General features: G+C 63.9%; 19 protein-coding genes. 17 read left to right on the top strand and 2 right to left on the bottom strand.

Annotated elements, in window-relative coordinates:
• Positions 1-55: 55 nt before the first annotated feature.
• On the bottom strand, positions 56-1,009 hold the full coding sequence (gene trxB, locus KKQ75_RS05940; RefSeq protein WP_213360969.1) for a thioredoxin-disulfide reductase: 954 nt from the start codon (positions 1,007-1,009) through the stop codon (positions 56-58).
• A gap of 221 nt (positions 1,010-1,230) precedes the next feature.
• Here trxB and KKQ75_RS05935 point away from each other — a divergent pair, with 221 nt between their 5' ends.
• The 9 genes from KKQ75_RS05935 to KKQ75_RS05895 all read left to right on the top strand — a co-directional run bounded on the left by KKQ75_RS05935 (position 1,231) and on the right by KKQ75_RS05895 (position 11,239).
• Positions 1,231-1,905: a Crp/Fnr family transcriptional regulator gene (locus KKQ75_RS05935; RefSeq protein WP_213360967.1), complete on the top strand. Its 675-nt coding sequence runs from the start codon at positions 1,231-1,233 to the stop codon at positions 1,903-1,905.
• 14 nt (positions 1,906-1,919) lie between these two features.
• A complete protein-coding gene (locus tag KKQ75_RS05930) occupies positions 1,920-4,295 on the top strand; it encodes a DNA translocase FtsK (protein ID WP_213360965.1) in 2,376 nt (791 codons plus the stop codon).
• A gap of 311 nt (positions 4,296-4,606) precedes the next feature.
• Complete coding sequence (gene lolA / locus KKQ75_RS05925) at positions 4,607-5,275, top strand: outer membrane lipoprotein chaperone LolA (protein WP_213360963.1); 669 nt, start codon at positions 4,607-4,609, stop codon at positions 5,273-5,275.
• An 82-nt stretch (positions 5,276-5,357) separates the two neighbouring features.
• Positions 5,358-6,731: a replication-associated recombination protein A gene (locus KKQ75_RS05920; protein WP_213360961.1), complete on the top strand. Its 1,374-nt coding sequence runs from the start codon at positions 5,358-5,360 to the stop codon at positions 6,729-6,731.
• Between the two features lie 272 nt (positions 6,732-7,003).
• Positions 7,004-7,933 carry a branched-chain amino acid ABC transporter permease gene (locus KKQ75_RS05915; protein WP_213360960.1) on the top strand — a complete coding sequence of 310 codons (930 nt, stop codon included), beginning with the start codon at positions 7,004-7,006 and terminating at the stop codon, positions 7,931-7,933.
• A 17-nt stretch (positions 7,934-7,950) separates the two neighbouring features.
• Positions 7,951-9,150: an ABC transporter permease subunit gene (locus tag KKQ75_RS05910; RefSeq protein WP_213360959.1), complete on the top strand. Its 1,200-nt coding sequence runs from the start codon at positions 7,951-7,953 to the stop codon at positions 9,148-9,150.
• A 21-nt stretch (positions 9,151-9,171) separates the two neighbouring features.
• On the top strand, positions 9,172-9,942 hold the full coding sequence (locus tag KKQ75_RS05905) for an ABC transporter ATP-binding protein (protein ID WP_213360958.1): 771 nt from the start codon (positions 9,172-9,174) through the stop codon (positions 9,940-9,942).
• 10 nt (positions 9,943-9,952) lie between these two features.
• Entirely contained in the window at positions 9,953-10,669 is a 717-nt protein-coding gene (locus KKQ75_RS05900) for an ABC transporter ATP-binding protein (RefSeq protein ID WP_213360957.1), read from the top strand.
• 144 nt (positions 10,670-10,813) lie between these two features.
• Positions 10,814-11,239, top strand: a complete 426-nt coding sequence (locus KKQ75_RS05895) for a VOC family protein (RefSeq protein WP_213360956.1) — start codon at positions 10,814-10,816, stop codon at positions 11,237-11,239.
• A 39-nt stretch (positions 11,240-11,278) separates the two neighbouring features.
• On the opposite strand, the gene KKQ75_RS05890 is transcribed toward KKQ75_RS05895, so the two are convergent.
• The gene (locus KKQ75_RS05890; protein ID WP_213360955.1) at positions 11,279-12,334 is read right to left on the bottom strand and encodes a CDP-6-deoxy-delta-3,4-glucoseen reductase; all 1,056 of its coding nucleotides are present in this window, start codon (positions 12,332-12,334) and stop codon (positions 11,279-11,281) included.
• Positions 12,335-12,452: 118 nt separating this feature from the next.
• Here KKQ75_RS05890 and KKQ75_RS05885 point away from each other — a divergent pair, with 118 nt between their 5' ends.
• The 8 genes from KKQ75_RS05885 to tatB all read left to right on the top strand — a co-directional run bounded on the left by KKQ75_RS05885 (position 12,453) and on the right by tatB (position 16,828).
• Positions 12,453-13,412 (top strand): SDR family oxidoreductase, encoded by a 960-nt coding sequence (locus KKQ75_RS05885; protein WP_213360953.1) that lies wholly within the window; start codon positions 12,453-12,455, stop codon positions 13,410-13,412.
• Positions 13,406-14,188 (top strand): imidazole glycerol phosphate synthase subunit HisF, encoded by a 783-nt coding sequence (hisF, locus tag KKQ75_RS05880; protein WP_213360952.1) that lies wholly within the window; start codon positions 13,406-13,408, stop codon positions 14,186-14,188. The genes KKQ75_RS05885 and hisF overlap by 7 nt, the downstream gene beginning before the upstream one ends.
• Positions 14,189-14,266: 78 nt before the next feature.
• Entirely contained in the window at positions 14,267-14,668 is a 402-nt protein-coding gene (hisI, locus tag KKQ75_RS05875) for a phosphoribosyl-AMP cyclohydrolase (protein ID WP_213360950.1), read from the top strand.
• 12 nt (positions 14,669-14,680) lie between these two features.
• On the top strand, positions 14,681-15,028 hold the full coding sequence (locus KKQ75_RS05870; RefSeq protein WP_213362694.1) for a phosphoribosyl-ATP diphosphatase: 348 nt from the start codon (positions 14,681-14,683) through the stop codon (positions 15,026-15,028).
• A 51-nt stretch (positions 15,029-15,079) separates the two neighbouring features.
• Positions 15,080-15,535, top strand: a complete 456-nt coding sequence (locus KKQ75_RS05865; protein WP_250131012.1) for a DUF4870 family protein — start codon at positions 15,080-15,082, stop codon at positions 15,533-15,535.
• Positions 15,536-15,590: 55 nt separating this feature from the next.
• Positions 15,591-15,974 (top strand): histidine triad nucleotide-binding protein, encoded by a 384-nt coding sequence (locus KKQ75_RS05860; RefSeq protein ID WP_434087720.1) that lies wholly within the window; start codon positions 15,591-15,593, stop codon positions 15,972-15,974.
• 100 nt (positions 15,975-16,074) lie between these two features.
• Entirely contained in the window at positions 16,075-16,314 is a 240-nt protein-coding gene (gene tatA, locus KKQ75_RS05855; RefSeq protein WP_213360948.1) for a Sec-independent protein translocase subunit TatA, read from the top strand.
• A gap of 22 nt (positions 16,315-16,336) precedes the next feature.
• On the top strand, positions 16,337-16,828 hold the full coding sequence (gene tatB, locus KKQ75_RS05850; protein WP_213360946.1) for a Sec-independent protein translocase protein TatB: 492 nt from the start codon (positions 16,337-16,339) through the stop codon (positions 16,826-16,828).
• Positions 16,829-16,831: the final 3 nt, after the last annotated feature.

Genomic DNA, 16,831 nt, shown 5'->3' with positions numbered 1-16,831 from the left:
CGGTGCCAGCGCGGGGCCAGGCTTCGGATCTGCACCCGCATTGGCCGGATGAAAATCAGGCGTGCTCTTCCAGGAAGCGCTGCGCATCCAGCGCCGCCATGCAGCCGGTGCCGGCACTCGTAATGGCCTGGCGGTAGATGTAGTCCTGCACGTCGCCGGCTGCAAACACGCCCGGCACGCTGGTCTGCGTGGCAAAGCCGTTCTGTCCGCCCTTGGTGCGCAGGTAGCCGTTCTCCATGTCGAGCTGGCCGTTGAAAATCTCGGTGTTGGGCGCATGGCCAATGGCGATGAAGCAGCCCATCACCGGAATGTCCTCCGTGCTGCCATCCCTGGTGCTCCTGATGCGCACGGCGTTCACGCCTTTTGCGTCGCCCAGCACTTCGTCCAGGGTGGCAAACAGCTTGAGTTCGATCTTGCCGGACTGGACCTTTTCCATCAGCTTGTCGACCATGATGGGTTCGGCGCGGAAGCTGTCGCGGCGGTGGATCAGGGTGACCTTGCGCGCGATGTTGCTCAGGTAGAGCGCCTCCTCCACGGCGGTGTTGCCGCCGCCCACCACGCATACGTCCTGGTCGCGGTAGAAGAAGCCGTCGCAGGTGGCGCAGGCGCTCACGCCCTTGCCCATGAAGGCTTCTTCGGAGGGCAGGCCCAGGTACTTGGCCGAGGCGCCGGTGGCAATGATCAGCGCATCACAGGTATAGGTGCCGCTGTCGCCGGTCAGTGTGAACGGACGCTGCGTCAGTTCGACCTTGTTGATATGGTCGAACACGATCTGCGTGTTGAAGCGCTCGGCATGGGCCTGGAAGCGCTGCATCAGTTCAGGGCCCTGCACGCCGTCCACATCGGCCGGCCAGTTGTCGACTTCGGTGGTGGTCATCAGCTGGCCACCCTGGGCCATGCCGGTGATCAGCAGAGGCTTCAGGTTGGCACGGGCAGCATAGACGGCGGCCGAATAGCCGGCAGGGCCGGAACCGAGAATCAGGACTTTGGCGTGTTGGGTGGTGCTCATGGTGATGGATCGGTAGTGACTTTGACAGGCTGACTAATATAGCAGCGTCCCCTTGTCTGCGCCTTGCACCGGAGATCACGGGGCTGGCGCACGAGGCAGGCGATTGCGGCAGGGTGCGACAGGCGCGCGTTTTGCGAGATAGAAAAATCATCCGGTTACGCCTTCTTATTAGTGCAGAATATGGGAATCCGGCCAGTCGCTATTCGCAAGGAGGTGCAGCTATGGCTATTGTGTCCAATCTGGACCTGATTCGGCGTGTGCCGCTGTTCAGCGATCTGACCGCTGGCCAGTCGAGCATTCTGTACGCCAGCGTCGACAAGAAGCGCTTCAAGCGCGGTGAAAACATCGTGGAGCAGGGCAAGATTTCCGGCACCCTGTTCATGATCCTGTCCGGCAAGGTCCGCGTGCTGTCGCAGGATGCGCGCGGCCGCGAAGTCATCATGGCCACGCTCGAGGTGGGCGACTGCATCGGCGAGATGAGCCTGATCGACGGCGAACCCCATTCCGCCACCGTGCGTGCCGAAGTGCAGACCGACGTGCTCACGCTCAACCGCGAAACCTTCCTGCGCTGCCTGCACGAGAACGCCTCCATGGCCGATGCCGTGATGCGCGGCCTGGTGCGCCGCCTGCGCCGCGCCGACAAGCAGATCGAGTCGCTGGCCCTGATGGATGTCTATGGCCGCGTGCATACGGTGCTGCTCGAAATGGCCCAGCCCGATGCCGAGGGTCAGCTCATTCTCAGGCAAAAGGTGTCGCGCCAGGACGTCGCCAAGATGGTCGGCGCCTCGCGCGAGATGGTGAGCCGGGTGATGAAGCATTTCGAGGATGACGGCACCGTGGTGGATCGCGGTGACGGCACCTTCCTGCTGACCACGCAGGCCCATACGGTTGAATGAGTTTTCCGAGTGACATGTCCTATCTGATCCGCAATTCCCAGACTCCCGCGCCGGCTCCCGTCGAGAAGCCGCTGGTGCCGGCCCTGTTCCGTCGCTTCAGCCAGGAAAGTGCGCTGTTCGTGGGAATGCTTCTGCTGCTGTTCTGGCTGGCGGCCATGATCAGCCATGATGTGGCCGATCCTGCCTGGAGCACCACCGGCACCCGCGACTACACCGATAACTGGCTGGGTCCGGTTGGAGCCTGGGTGTCCGACATCAGCTACTTCCTGTTCGGCCGCAGCGTGTGGATGCTGTTTGCCGCGTTTGCCGGCGTCTGGCTGCGCCTGCTGCGCTCCTGGATGCGGGGCGAGGTGCCCCGGCAGGCGATGGCCGCCCAGGGGCAGGCTGCACCGGGCTGGCGTGCGCGCTGGTTCGGCTGGATGGATGGACGCCTGCTCTGGTGGCTGTCGCTGTTCGTGCTGATGGCCGTATGTACCGGCCTGGAGTGGTCGCGCCTGTACGGCTCGGCGGCCAGTCTCCCGGGCGGTGCCGGCGGCATGCTGGGGGCGTTCACCGGTCCGGCTTCCATGCTGGCGCTGGGCTTTCTCGGCTCCGGAGTGGTCGGCATCGTGTTGCTGTTGTTGTCGCTGTCCTGGGTCTTCCGCTTTTCCTGGGGCCGTGTGGCGCAGTCGGTGGGTGCCTTCATCGACCAGCGCATGAGCGCGGCCCGCGAACGCCGTGAAGTGGCCGCCGATGTGGCAGCAGGGCAGGAGGCGGCGCGCCAGCGCGAGGAGCAGGTCGAGCAGGAGCGCGTGCACACGCAGGAAAAGCACCCGATTCCGCTGGTGGTGGAGCCGCCGGCCCGGCCGACCTCCGTCGAGCCCAGCGTGCGTGTGGCCAAGGAGCGCCAGAAGCCGCTGTTCACCGACATGCCCGATAGCCATCTGCCGCAGATCAGCCTGCTGGACGAGGCGCCGGCCAGCCGCGAATCGATCCCGCACGAAACGCTGGAAATGACCAGCCGCCTGATCGAGAAGAAGCTCAAGGACTTCGGCGTGGAAGTGCGTGTGGTCGCCGCCAAGCCCGGCCCGGTCGTCACGCGCTACGAGATCGAGCCGGCCACCGGCGTCAAGGGCGTGCAGATCGTCAACCTGGCCAAGGATCTGTCGCGTTCGCTCAGCCTGGCGTCGATCCGCGTGATCGAGAACATTCCCGGCAAGAACCTGATGGCGCTGGAACTGCCCAACGCGCGCCGCCAGACCATCCACCTGAGCGAGGTGCTGGGTTCCAACGCCTATCATGAAGGCAAGTCGCTGCTGACCATGGGGCTGGGCAAGGACATCGTCGGCAACCCGGTGGTGGCCGATCTGGCCAAGATGCCCCACGTGATGGTGGCCGGTACCACCGGTTCGGGCAAGTCGGTCGGGATCAACGCCATGATCCTGAGCCTGCTCTACAAGGCTTCGCCCGAACAGGTGCGCCTGCTCATGATCGACCCCAAGATGCTGGAGATGTCGGTCTACGAGGGCATCCCGCACCTGATCGCACCGGTCGTGACCGACATGCGCCAGGCGGCCCATGGCCTGAACTGGTGCGTGGGCGAGATGGAGCGCCGCTATAAGCTGATGAGCAAGGTGGGGGTGCGCAACCTGGCCGGCTTCAACGCCAAGATCGAGGATGCGCGTGCCCGCGAGGAACTGATCCCCAACCCGTTCAGCCTCACGCCCGAATCGCCCGAGCCGCTGGAGAAACTGCCGCACATCGTGGTGGTGATCGACGAACTGGCCGACCTGATGATGGTGGTGGGCAAGAAGATCGAGGAACTGATTGCCCGCCTGGCGCAGAAGGCGCGTGCGGCCGGCATTCACCTGATCCTGGCGACCCAGCGTCCCAGCGTGGACGTGATCACCGGTCTGATCAAGGCCAACATTCCGACGCGTATCGCCTTCCAGGTTTCCAGCAAGGTGGACAGCCGTACCATTCTCGACCAGATGGGCGCCGAAAGCCTGCTGGGCCTGGGCGACATGCTGTACCTGCCTGCCGGCCACGGCACGCCCACACGCGTGCATGGCGCCTTCGTCAGCGATGACGAGGTGCATCGCGTGGTGACCTTCCTGAAGGAAAAGGGCGGCCCCAACTACATCGAGGGCGTGCTCGAAGGTGGCACCGTCGATGGCGACGATGATGCCGGCGGCGAGGGCGGCGGCAACGAGCAGGACCCCATGTACGACCAGGCGGTCGAGGTGGTGCTCAAGAAGCGCAAGGCCAGTATTTCGCTGGTGCAGCGCGAACTGCGCATCGGCTACAACCGTGCCGCGCGCCTGCTGGAGGACATGGAGCGCGCGGGCCTGGTCAGCAGCCTGTCCACCAGCGGCCAGCGTGACATTCTGGTGCCGAACCGCGAGGAATGACCGGCTCGTGCCGCATCGCACCGGCAGATGCGGCACGGTCAACAAGAGCCTGCTGGCGCAGGGTTGTTGTCAGTTTGCTGCAATTCTTGTGTAACAACTTTCGGGGTTTGCACGGTCTTCAGAGGGTGGCGGGCCGCGTCTGTTACATTTTTCGGGGCTGGTAGCAAATTCGGTCGCCAAGGATACGGTACGGCTGCCACCACCCCCTACACTGGCCTTGTCGCAGCGAGCCATGGCCGATCCGTTCAGGGCCTGGCAGGCAGGCCGAAACAGGCTGCACAGCTGCTGAACCCTTATCGCAAGGAGCAGAAATGACAACTTCCGTGTCCCGTATTCCGCATCGCAAGACTCTGGCGGCCAATGCCGCTTCGGTACTGGCCGTGAGCCTGCTGGCCTTCTCCGGCGCTGCCCATGCCGACAGCCTGGCCACGCTGGACAGCTACATCAAGAGTACGCGTGCCGGTTACGCCGACTTCACCCAGGTGGTGAGCAATGCCAACAAGCCGGGTGCCGGCAAGCAGAGCACCGGCACGTTCGCCTTCAAGCGACCGAACCAGTTCCGTTTCGACTACAGCCGTCCCTTCAAACAGACCATCGTCGCCGACGGCAAGACGCTGTGGATGTACGATGCCGACCTGAACCAGGTGACGCAGCGCAGCCAGTCCAAGGTGCTGGATTCCACTCCGGCCGCGCTGGTGGCCTCGGCTACCAGCATCGAATCGCTGAAGCAGCGCTTCACGCTGGAGGCCGTGCCGGTCAAGGACAAGCTGGAGTGGGTCAAGGCCACGCCCAAGGACAAGGACGGACAGCTGCAGAACGTGATGATCGGCTTTGACGGCAAGCAACTGCGCAAGCTGGAAATCCTGGACAGCTTCGGCCAGCGTTCGGTGATGACCTTCGGCAACTTCGTGTCCACCGTGCCGTCTAAGGTGAGTTTCAAGTTCAAGGTGCCGGCTGGTGCCGATGTGCTGAAGCAATAAGCCCTGCAATCACGGGTACCGGCCGCCGCAAGTCGGCCTTTTTGCGTCCTGAGGGCGGAATTGGCCGGGTGCATTGGGTAATATGCAGGCCATGAGTGACCTGTTCGGCGATCTGCCGCTTCCCGCGTCGGGCGACCAGCCCGACTCCCGGCGCACCGCTCCGGGCGCCCCCCTGGCCGAACTGCTGCGCCCCCAGTCGCTGCAGGAAGTGGTGGGCCAGCAGCATCTGCTCGGCCCGGGCAAGCCGCTGCAACTGGCCTTTGCCTCCGGCAAACCCCATTCCATGATCCTGTGGGGCCCGCCGGGTGTGGGAAAGACGACGCTGGCGCGTCTAACGGCAAATGCCTTCGATTACGATTTCATCGCGCTTTCGGCGGTGTTCAGCGGCGTGAAGGATATCCGCGCCGCCATTGAGCGTGCCGAGCGCAACGTGGCGCTGGGGCGCAAGACCATTCTGTTCGTGGACGAGATCCACCGGTTCAACAAGAGCCAGCAGGATGCCTTGCTGCCTTTCGTGGAATCGGGGCTGGTGGTCTTTATTGGCGCCACCACCGAAAACCCGTCCTTCGAAGTGAATTCGGCGCTGCTCTCGCGTGCCCAGGTCTATGTGCTGCAGGCCCTGAATGCGGATGAACTGCGCGAACTGGCGCACCGGGCCCAGGCGGCACTGCCGGGGCTGGAGCTGGAGGAGGGTGCCATCGAGGTGCTGGCCGGCTACGCCGACGGCGATGCCCGCCGGATGCTGAACCTGCTGGAGCAGACGCATACCGCGGCACAGGCCAGCGGCATCCACAAGGTCGACACCGCCTTTCTGCAGCAGACGCTGGCGCTCAACGCCCGCCGTTTCGACAAGGGTGGTGACCAGTTCTACGACCAGATCTCCGCCATGCACAAGTCGGTGCGTGGCTCCGATCCGGATGCCTCGCTCTACTGGTTCTGCCGCATGCTTGACGGCGGGGCGGATGCCCGCTACCTGGCGCGTCGCATCGTGCGCATGGCCTGGGAAGACATCGGCCTGGCCGACCCGCGCGCCATGCAGCTGGCCAACGAGGCAGCCGCCACCTACGAGCGGCTCGGCTCGCCGGAAGGCGAACTGGCGCTCGCCCAGGCCCTGATCTACCTGGCCGTGGCGCCCAAGAGCAACGCCGGCTACCAGGCCTACAACACGGCGCGCGCCTTCGTGCGCCAGCACGGCTCCGATCCGGTGCCGGTGCATTTGCGCAACGCCCCCACGCGCCTGATGAAGGAACTGGGCTATGGCAAGGCCTACCGCTATGCGCACGACGAGCCGGAGGCCTACGCGGCCGGGGAAACCTATTTTCCCGATGCGCTCGACCCAAACCCAGGCTGGTACCAGCCCACGCCGCGCGGACTGGAGGCGAAAATCGCGGCCAAACTGGCGGATTTGCGTGATCTGGACCAGGCCTGGCAAGCAGGGCAGGGTGAAACCCGGTGAATGCCAATGTGTGAGAAGTGCCGCATTCCGTTGTGAAAAGTGTGTGACCGTCCTATTTTTCTAGGGCAAACCCTTGAAATTCAATTGGTTGCATTTCGTGTCCAGTCGCTACAATCGCCCCACCGGAACAGAGGGGTTAACAAACTGCCATATCGGTGAATTTGCCGTCTCCTGTTTCAGCAGGACGGCGCCGTCCCACAAGGCAGGCGCATGCCACAATCAATAGCAGTCTTCCAGGGCTACAGCCAGGGACAGACACGGAGTCACAACGTATGGAAATCTTGCTGCAGCAGATCATCAACGGTCTCGTCCTCGGCAGCATGTATGCCCTGGTAGCCCTTGGCTACACCATGGTGTACGGCATCATCAACCTCATCAATTTTGCGCACGGCGAAGTGCTGATGATCGGCGCTCTCACCAGCTGGACCATCATCGGACTGATGCAGGGCAGCATGCCCGATACACCCGGCTGGCTGATCCTGCTCATCTCGATGGTCATCGCCTGCATCGTGGCGGCGGTGCTCAACTTCACGATCGAGAAAGTTGCCTACCGGCCGTTGCGCAACAGTCCGCGCCTGGCTCCGCTGATCACCGCCATCGGCATGAGCATCCTGCTGCAGACGCTGGCCATGATCATCTGGAAGCCGAACTACAAGGCCTATCCCACGCTGCTGTCCTCCACGCCGTTCCAGGTGGGGGGCGCCGTGATCACCGTGACGCAGATCGCGGCACTGGCGGTAACGGCCATCTCGCTGGCTGCGCTGATGTATCTGGTCAATGCAACCAAGCTGGGCCGGGCCATGCGCGCCACGGCCGAGAACCCGCGTGTGGCCTCGCTGATGGGCGTGAAGCCCGATACGGTGATTTCCGCCACCTTCATCATCGGTGCCGTGCTGGCAGCCATTGCCGGCGTGATGTACGCGGCCAACTATGGCACCGTGCAGCACACCATGGGCTTCCTGCCGGGTCTGAAGGCCTTCACGGCAGCCGTTTTCGGCGGCATCGGCAACCTGGCTGGCGCTGTGATCGGCGGCATGCTGCTGGGCCTGATCGAATCGATCGGCTCCGGCTATCTGGGCGCGCTCACCGGTGGCGTGCTGGGCAGCAACTACACCGACATCCTGGCCTTCATCGTGCTGATCGTGATCCTGACGCTGCGCCCCTCCGGCCTGCTGGGTGAGCGTGTGGCGGACCGCGCCTGATCACGAAGGAGAGCACCATGGCATCTTCCAAGAACAAACTGGTTGTTTTCCTGCTGGCGGCGCTGGGCATGCTCGTGCTGCCGCTGGTCCTGCAGTATTTCGGCAACGCCTGGGTACGCATTGCCGACCTCGCGCTGCTGTACATCATGCTGGCGCTGGGCCTGAACATCGTGGTCGGCTACGCCGGCCTGCTGGACCTGGGCTATGTCGCTTTCTATGCGGTAGGGGCCTATCTGTTCGGCCTGCTCGCTTCGCCGCACCTGATCGAGACCTTCCCGGCCATTGCGGCGAGCTTTCCCAACGGCATGCATCTGCCGCTCTGGGCGGTGATTCCGATCGCGGCTGCGCTGGCCGGTCTGGTCGGCGTGCTGCTGGGTTACCCGCTGCTCAAGCTGCGCGGTGACTATCTGGCCATCGTGACGCTGGGCTTCGGCGAGATCATCCGCATTTTCATGAACAACCTGGATGCACCGGTCAATATCACCAATGGTCCCAAGGGCATCGGCCAGATCGACCCCGTGACGGTGTTCGGCTATCCGCTGTCCAAGTCGCTCAAGATCGGCGGCTTCACCATCGAGTCGGTCTCGCTGTACTACTACCTGTTCCTGATCCTGGTGGTATTTACCGTTATCATCTGCTATCGCCTGCAGGACTCCCGTATCGGCCGCGCCTGGATGGCCATCCGTGAAGACCAGACAGCGGCGCAGGCCATGGGCTTGAATACGCGCAACCTGAAGCTGCTGGCCTTCGGCATGGGCGCCACCTTCGGCGGTATTTCCGGTGCCATGTTTGCCAGCTTCCAGGGTTTCGTGTCGCCCGAATCCTTCAGCCTGATGGAGTCGGTGATGATCGTGGCCATGGTGGTGCTGGGCGGCCTGGGCCATCTGCCGGGCGTGATTCTGGGTGCCGTGCTGCTGTCCGCATTGCCCGAAGTGCTGCGCTACGTGGCGCACCCGCTGCAGGCCATGACCGATGGCCGACTCGACCCCGCCATCCTGCGCCAGCTGCTGATTGCGCTTGCCATGATCTCCGTGATGCTGCTGCGCCCGCGTGGCCTGTGGCCCTCGCCCGAACACGGCCAGGGCAAGTCGCAGGCCGACAGTCAGGCTGACCACATTCGCCCCGACACGGCCCAGCAGAACCCGCCCGGCGTGGATTCACCCTCGGATGCGATTCCCGGCACCATCGAAGTCCGCCAGGACACCGTCAACCCCTGAAGCCGGAGCGCAGCATTCATCATGGGTACTACCATTCTCAACGTCAAGAACGTTTCCAAGCGCTTCGGCGGCCTGCAGGCACTGAGCGATGTGCACATGCACATCGAGCAGGGCCAGGTCTACGGTCTGATCGGTCCCAACGGTGCCGGAAAGACCACTTTCTTCAACGTGCTGACGGGGCTGTACACGCCTGACAGCGGCAGCTTCGAGCTCGGCGGCAAGCCCTACGAGCCGACGGCCGTGCACAAGGTGGCGCAGGCGGGCATCGCGCGCACCTTCCAGAACATCCGCCTGTTTGCCGAAATGACGGCACTCGAGAACGTGATGGTCGGGCGCCACATCCGTACACGCTCGGGCGTGATCGGCGCCATCTTCAAGACGCCCGCCTTCAAGGCCGAGGAGGCCGCCATCCGCCAGCGTGCGCAGGAGCTGCTCGACTATGTCGGCATCGGCAAATATGCCAATTTCCGCGCCCGAACCCTGAGCTACGGCGACCAGCGCCGCCTCGAGATCGCACGCGCCCTGGCCACCGAACCCAAGCTGATCGCGCTGGACGAACCGGCGGCCGGCATGAACGCCACCGAAAAGGTGCAACTGCGCGAGCTGATCGACCGCATCCGCAAGGACAACCGCACCATCCTGCTGATCGAGCATGACGTCAAGCTGGTGATGGGCCTGTGCGACCGTGTGACGGTGCTGGATTACGGCAAGCCGATTGCCGAGGGCACCCCTGCCGAAGTGCAGAAGAACGAAAAAGTGATCGAGGCATACCTGGGCACAGGCCACCACTGAGGCAAGCAAGATGGCAAATGTATTGTTGAAAGTAAGCGGCCTGGAAGTGGCCTACGGTGGCATCAACGCCGTCAAGGGCGTGGATTTCGAGGTGCGCGAGGGCGAGCTGGTTTCGCTGATCGGCTCCAACGGTGCCGGCAAGACCACCACGATGAAGGCGATCACCGGCCTGCTGCCGATCAAAGCCGGGGACATTGCCTTTCTCGGCAAGAGCATCAAGGGCCGGGGCGCCTGGGACATGGTCAGGGAAGGCCTGGTGATGATTCCGGAAGGCCGTGGCATCTTCACGCGCATGACCATCGTCGAGAACCTGCAGATGGGCGCCTTCATCCGCGACGACAAGGCAGGCATCGCGCAGGACATCGAGCGCATGTTCGCGCTGTTTCCGCGCCTGAAGGAGCGTCGCTCGCAACTGGCAGGCACCATGTCAGGGGGCGAACAGCAGATGCTGGCCATGGCGCGCGGCCTGATGGCGCAACCCAAGCTGCTGCTGCTCGATGAACCCTCCATGGGCCTGTCGCCCATCATGGTCGACAAGATCTTCGAGGTGGTGGAAGAAGTCTACAAGCAGGGCGTGACCATGATGCTGGTGGAGCAGAATGCCAGCCGCGCGCTCGGTATTGCCGACCGCGGCTATGTAATGGAGTCCGGCATTCTGACCATGGCGGGCGACGCACAGCAGATGCTGAACGACCCGCGCGTGCGTGCTGCGTATCTCGGCGAGTAAGACGGCGCAATTCGCTGAACGGCAACGTCAGGCAGCATGCGTTTGCATGTATGTTGCATAGTTCACGCTTTGTGAGCGTGGCACGAGCGCAAGCCCTCATTTCTTGGGGGCTTGGGCCTAAACTGTGCATGCACAGGACAGGTCATGCTCGCCCAATATATCTGCACCACCAATATCGAACAGTCGATCGACTTCTACACGAACGTCGTCGGACTGCGGTATGTGCCGCGGCAAGCGGACCAGGAGGAGTCCGTGCGGTCGCGGGAGGGTGGGGTCGCCAGGTCCTGCGATGTGCTGCTGATCAGGGATGAAACCATCAGCATGGCCTCTTCCCGGGAGGCCGGCCGTATCCGTCGCACCCGGTTGCGTCGTGTTCCGGGAACGCTGGCGCAGGACCTGTATTTTCTTTCGCGCTATCCGCTGGACTATGTCCGGGCGCGCATACAGGCAGCCGGCCGTTCTCCGGTAGAGGGCCCGGTGATCCGCAAGGGCAGCATGCATATGTTGCGCATGCTCTACCTGCTTGACCCGGATGGCAACCGCATCCGGCTGGTGGAGCTATCGGCATGACGCGCGCCGCGTAAACGGCGGCGGCGCGCCCGTTCGTCATCAGGCCGATGTGGCAGTTTGTGCCGTCTTGTCTTTCAGCGAGGTGAAAGCGTCAGCGAAGAAGGAGTCTTCCGGCAGCTGCGCCTTGCCCACGCACTGCGCATGGGCCGCATGCACCATGGCGGGCACGCCACAGGCGTAGAGCTGGTAGCTGCTCATGTCGGGGTGATCCTGCAGCATCTGGTTCAGCGCGAGGCCGCGCTTGCCTTCCCACACGTCTTCCGGCAGTGCGTCGGACACCACCGGCACGTAGCTGACGTTGGGGTGTGCCGCGCAGTAGTCCAGCATCCACTGGTGCATGTAGATGTCCACCGGGCGACGGGCACCCCAGTAGAGGAACACCTTGCGCTGGTTGCCGGTGTGGGTCATGTGCTCGAGAATGGCCTTGATGGGTGCAAAACCCGTGCCCGAGGCCAGGAACAGCACCGGGCCGGCGCTGTTGTCGCGCAGGAAGAAGCTGCCGAACGGGCCTTCGACGCGCAGGATTTCCTTTTCCTTCATGGCCGAGAACACGTGATCGGTGAACTTGCCGCCCGGCATGTGGCGCACGTGCAGTTCCACCTGCGGCTTGTTCGGGTCGACCTGGTGTGGTGCCGTTGCCATCGAGTAGCTGCGGCGCTGGCCGTCGGCCAGCAGAAAATCCAGATACTGGCCGGCATGGAACTGCATCGGTGCATTGGCCGGCAGTTGCAGCGTCAGACGCATCACGTCGCTCGAGAGCTGTTCCATGCCCAGCACGCGCACCGGCATCTTGCGTACCGGATAGGCGCCTTCGGAAGTGACCTGGCGCGATTCCAGCACCAGATCGCTGCCCGGAACCGCGCGGCAGGTCAGCACGAAACCCTGTGCAGCCTCATCCTCGCTCAGTGCGCTCGGCTGGTAGGGCTTGTGCTCCACGTTGCCACTGATCTTCTTGCACTTGCATGAGCCGCAGGCGCCGTCCTTGCAGCCGTAGGGCAGGCCGATTCCCTGGCGGATGCCCGCCTCGAGCACTGTTTCGCCATCCAGCACCTCAAACTGCCGACCGCTCGGCTGCACATTGACCTGATAACCCATGAAAATCGCTCTCCTGCAATCCTGAAACAATTGCCGGTATTATCTCCCGGACTGATGACTCCACGCTTAACGTCTGCGCCGCCAGCCCATGGCCAGCAGGGTTTCCAGGGCCTGTTTCATGATCTTCCGAGTCCGTTCCCGCGCCTTGCCGGCGCGCTTTCGCCGCCATCGTCTGCTGATCGTCGGCTGTGGCGATGTGGGCATGCGCGTGGTGCGCAAGCTGGACACGCAGCGCATGCAGGTGCTGGCCCTGAACAGCACCCCGGAGCGTGCTGCCATGCTGCGCGCCGCCGGCATCCGCGTGCTGTCCGGCAACCTGGATGCGCCGGCCACGCTGCACCGCCTGGCCGGTCTCGCACACAGCCTGCTGCACCTGGCGCCCCCCGGCGCGGAGTCGCCCGATGCCGACCCGCGCACGCGCGCGCTGATTGGCGCATTGCGACGCGGACGCCTGCCACGACGCGTGATCTACGGCAGCACCAGTGGTGTCTACGGCAATCGTGGCGGGCAATGGACGGATGAAACGGCTCCCTGTGCTCCCCTCACGGCGCGCGCCCGGCGCCGCGTGGATGCCGAGCAGGCCTTGCGCCAGTGGGGCTGCGCCGGCATGGGCCTGCCGGCGGTGTGCATCCTGCGCATCCCCGGCATCTACGCGCCCGACCGCGAAGGAGGCACGCCGCGCGAGCGCCTGTTGCGCGGCACCCCGGTGCTGGTGCAGCAGGACGATGTATTCACCAATCACATCCACGCCGATGACCTGGCACGCGCCTGTCTGCGCGCCTTGTGGAAGGGAGCCCCCCAGCGCGTCTACAACGCCAACGACGACTCCTGCAGCCGCATGGGCGATTATTTCGACCTGGCTGCCGACCTGTACGGCCTGCCGCGCCCGCCGCGTCTGCCGCTGGAGCAGGCCCGAGAGCAACTGCCGGCCACACTGCTGAGCTTCATGCAGGAATCGCGCCGCCTGCACAACCGCCGCCTCAAGCGCGAACTGGGTCTGGTGCTGCGCTATCCCACACCGGCGCAGGGCCTGCAGGCCGCTACGCCAAAAGCTGCCGCTACAATCGACGCATGTTAGCCAAACGCATCATTCCCTGTCTGGACGTTACCGGTGGCCGCGTGGTCAAGGGCGTCAATTTCGTTGAACTGCGCGATGCCGGCGATCCAGTGGAAATTGCCGCGCGCTACAACGAGCAGGGCGCTGATGAGCTCACGTTTCTCGACATCACCGCTACCAGCGATGGCCGCGACCTGATCCTGCACATCATCGAGGACGTGGCCAGCCAGGTCTTCATTCCGCTGACGGTGGGCGGCGGCGTGCGCACGGTGGACGATGTGCGCCGCCTGCTCAACGCCGGCGCCGACAAGACCAGCTTCAACTCGGCCGCCATTGCCAATCCGGACGTCATCCGCGAAACCTCCGGCCGCTACGGTTCCCAGTGCATCGTGGTGGCGATCGATGCCAAGCGCCGCGTTGCTCCCGAAGACATCGCCGCGCGCGGCCAGGGCTGGGACGTCTACAGCCATGGCGGTCGCAAGAACACCGATCTGGATGCCGTCACCTGGGCGCGCCAGATGGCCGACTACGGTGCCGGCGAAATCCTGCTCACCAGCATGGACCGCGACGGCACCAAGAGCGGTTTCGACCTGGAACTGACACGCGCGGTCAGCGATGCCGTCAACGTGCCGGTGATCGCCTCGGGCGGTGTGGGCAACCTCGACCATCTGGCCGACGGCGTGCAGCAGGGCGGTGCCGATGCCGTGCTGGCTGCCAGTATCTTCCACTACGGCGAATACACCGTGCAGCAGGCCAAGGAGCATCTGCGGGCACGCGGCATTCCCGTGCGCCTCTGATTCTCCGCAGGGGCAACGCCCCGGCGCCGGCCCGCCAGACGGAGCCGGATCCTGCCGATTTCACAAAGGATTTCTTCGATGACAAACCCGATCGACTGGCTGGACGCCGTGCAATGGGACGCCAGCGGCCTGGTGCCGGTGATTGCCCAGGAAGCCTCGAGTGGCGACGTGATGATGTTCGCCTGGATGAACCGCGAAGCGCTGCAGAAAACGGCCGAGCTGGGCCGCGCGGTGTATTTCAGCCGCTCGCGCAACAAGCTCTGGTTCAAGGGCGAAGAGAGCGGCCACGTGCAGACCGTGCACGCCATCCGCCTCGATTGCGACAACGACGTGGTGCTGCTCAAGATCACGCAGACCGGGCACGAGCCCGGCATTGCCTGCCACACCGGCCGCCACAGCTGCTTTTACCAGAGCTTGCAAAATGGCCAGTGGCAGGCCGTCGATCCGGTCTTGAAAGACCCGGAAACCATCTACAAGTAAGGGGCAGAGATGATGATCTCCACCGAAATCCTCGCACGCGTGGCCGATGTGCTGGAATCGCGCCTGCCATCCAGCGGTGGGAATCCCGAAACCAGCTACGTGGCCAGGCTGTTGCACAAGGGGCCCGATGCCTTTCTCAAGAAGATCGGCGAGGAGGCCACCGAAACGGTGATGGCAGCCAAGGACGTGGATGCCGGCGCGGACAAGTCCAAGCTGGTGTACGAAGTGGCCGACCTGTGGTTTCACACCATGGTCGCACTCACGCACTATGGTCTGAGGCCGGAAGATGTCGTCGCGGAACTTGCACGCCGCGAGGGGATCAGTGGCATTGAAGAGAAGGCCAGCCGTCCGGCTGGCTAGCCCGCACGGTTGCGGGCGCAACAGGCGGAGCAATCCGCACGGAGGCGCGAGATGAATGATGTGATCGACGTGAAAGCCCGCGAAACCCGCCAGCAGCTGCCCAACGGCACCGGCTTCGGCTCGGCCGCGGCCCAGGCCGACAGCGCCGCGCTGCAGCGTGCCGAAGGTCTGAAGACCGTGGGCTGGATCAGCTACCTGCTGCACCTGATCGTGGCCGTGGCGGCCGTGGTGCCGGGTTTCCAGGTCAGTATCGCGCTGCTGATCGTGGCGTTCGTGATCGATCTGGTCAAGAAGGATGATGCCGCGGGCACCTGGCAGGAAAGCCATTTCTCCTGGCGCATCCGTTCCGTGGTGTGGGCCGGTGTGCTGTACGTGGTGACCAGCCCGCTGTTCCTGCTGTTGTTGCTGCCGGGCATGCTGGCCTGGGCGATCGTGTCCATCTGGTTCCTGTACCGCATCGTGCGCGGCATGGTCGCCATGAACGACAACCGCCCGGTGGGTGTGTGAATGCTGCGATACAGGTTTGTGACAACTTGTCATGAACCTGTCCGATAATGCGCGGATGACAGACACTCAGAAAATCCCCATGGACAAGCATCCGGATTGCATCTTCTGCAAGATCGCCGCTGGCGAAATTTCTTCCCGCAAGGTGTACGAGGATGACGAACTGTTTGCTTTCCACGACATTTCGCCGTGGGCGCCCGTGCATTTCCTGATCATCCCCAAGCGCCACATTCCCTCCATGGCCTCGCTCACCGAGGCCGACGCCGGCCTGATGGGCCGCATCATGACGCTGGCGCCCAAGCTGGCGCTGGAACAGGGTTGCGAGCCCTATCCGCAAGGGGGCTACCGCATCGTCATCAACACCGGCGAGCAGGGCGGGCAGGAGGTGCACCACCTGCACGTTCATGTCATCGGCGGGCCGCGCCCCTGGCTCAAGGGCTGATGGCAAAGGCCTGACGCCGGCCAAGGTTCTGCAACAACGGCGGCCGGCACGGCACGCGCGGCACACGTACAATCGCATTTACTGAAACAGGAGATTCATCATGGGTTCTTTTTCCATCTGGCACTGGCTGATCGTGCTGCTGATCGTGGTCATGATCTTTGGTACCAAGAAGCTGAAGAACATCGGTTCCGACCTGGGCGGCGCCGTCAAGGGCTTCAAGGACGGCATGAAGGACGGCAGCGAGCCGGAAACCCCCGCTGGCGAACAGCCCAAGGTGGCCAACAAGACGTCCGGTGCGCAGGACAGCGCCATCGACGTGGAAGCCAAGACCAAGTCCTGATGCGTGAGGAGCAGGGCGCGTCGTGATTGACCTCGGCATTTCCAAGCTGGCCTTGATCGGCACGGTGGCGTTGATCGTCATCGGGCCGGAAAAGCTCCCGCGTGTGGCACGTACCGTCGGCACCTTGCTGGGCAAGGCGCAACGCTACGTCAACGACGTCAAGGCCGAGGTCAGCCGCTCCATGGAGCTGGACGAGTTGCGCAAGATGAAGGATTCGGTCGAAAGCGCTGCCCGCGACGTGGAGCAGAGCTTCGAGAAAACCGCCAGTACCGTGCGCAGCGACCTCGAAGGCGCCATGCCGTCCGAGAGCGACTTCACCTCCGCCGACCCCGAAGCCGATGCCGACCGCAGCTGGTTTTCGCCGCGTCCCGCCGTCTACACGCCGCCGCGCAAGAACTGGCGTGTCAAGCGTGGTGCGATGCCGCGCTGGTACAAGATGCAGAACGGCGTGCGCACGCATGTGCAATCGGGTGCGGCACGCGTGGCGCGCCATCGCCCGAAAAAGCGCTTCTGATCC

The sequence above is a fragment of the Brachymonas denitrificans genome (genome assembly GCF_907163135.1).
GTDB classification, from domain to species: Bacteria; Pseudomonadota; Gammaproteobacteria; order Burkholderiales; family Burkholderiaceae_C; genus Brachymonas; species Brachymonas denitrificans_A.
The sequence above is the reverse complement of the archived record's forward strand: the minus strand, read 5'-3'. Positions and strand labels throughout refer to the sequence as shown.

Coding starts and splice junctions, on each gene's coding strand:
- trxB (WP_213360969.1), bottom strand. CDS start 1,009: ATGAGCACCACCCAACACGCCAAAGTCCTGATTCTCGGTTCCGGCCCT.
- KKQ75_RS05935 (WP_213360967.1), top strand. CDS start 1,231: ATGGCTATTGTGTCCAATCTGGACCTGATTCGGCGTGTGCCGCTGTTC.
- lolA (WP_213360963.1), top strand. CDS start 4,607: ATGACAACTTCCGTGTCCCGTATTCCGCATCGCAAGACTCTGGCGGCC.
- KKQ75_RS05910 (WP_213360959.1), top strand. CDS start 7,951: ATGGCATCTTCCAAGAACAAACTGGTTGTTTTCCTGCTGGCGGCGCTG.
- KKQ75_RS05870 (WP_213362694.1), top strand. CDS start 14,681: ATGATCTCCACCGAAATCCTCGCACGCGTGGCCGATGTGCTGGAATCG.
- KKQ75_RS05920 (WP_213360961.1), top strand. CDS start 5,358: ATGCAGGCCATGAGTGACCTGTTCGGCGATCTGCCGCTTCCCGCGTCG.
- KKQ75_RS05895 (WP_213360956.1), top strand. CDS start 10,814: ATGCTCGCCCAATATATCTGCACCACCAATATCGAACAGTCGATCGAC.
- KKQ75_RS05865 (WP_250131012.1), top strand. CDS start 15,080: ATGAATGATGTGATCGACGTGAAAGCCCGCGAAACCCGCCAGCAGCTG.
- hisF (WP_213360952.1), top strand. CDS start 13,406: ATGTTAGCCAAACGCATCATTCCCTGTCTGGACGTTACCGGTGGCCGC.
- KKQ75_RS05900 (WP_213360957.1), top strand. CDS start 9,953: ATGGCAAATGTATTGTTGAAAGTAAGCGGCCTGGAAGTGGCCTACGGT.
- hisI (WP_213360950.1), top strand. CDS start 14,267: ATGACAAACCCGATCGACTGGCTGGACGCCGTGCAATGGGACGCCAGC.
- KKQ75_RS05915 (WP_213360960.1), top strand. CDS start 7,004: ATGGAAATCTTGCTGCAGCAGATCATCAACGGTCTCGTCCTCGGCAGC.
- KKQ75_RS05890 (WP_213360955.1), bottom strand. CDS start 12,334: ATGGGTTATCAGGTCAATGTGCAGCCGAGCGGTCGGCAGTTTGAGGTG.
- KKQ75_RS05930 (WP_213360965.1), top strand. CDS start 1,920: ATGTCCTATCTGATCCGCAATTCCCAGACTCCCGCGCCGGCTCCCGTC.
- KKQ75_RS05885 (WP_213360953.1), top strand. CDS start 12,453: ATGATCTTCCGAGTCCGTTCCCGCGCCTTGCCGGCGCGCTTTCGCCGC.
- tatA (WP_213360948.1), top strand. CDS start 16,075: ATGGGTTCTTTTTCCATCTGGCACTGGCTGATCGTGCTGCTGATCGTG.
- KKQ75_RS05905 (WP_213360958.1), top strand. CDS start 9,172: ATGGGTACTACCATTCTCAACGTCAAGAACGTTTCCAAGCGCTTCGGC.
- KKQ75_RS05860 (WP_434087720.1), top strand. CDS start 15,591: ATGACAGACACTCAGAAAATCCCCATGGACAAGCATCCGGATTGCATC.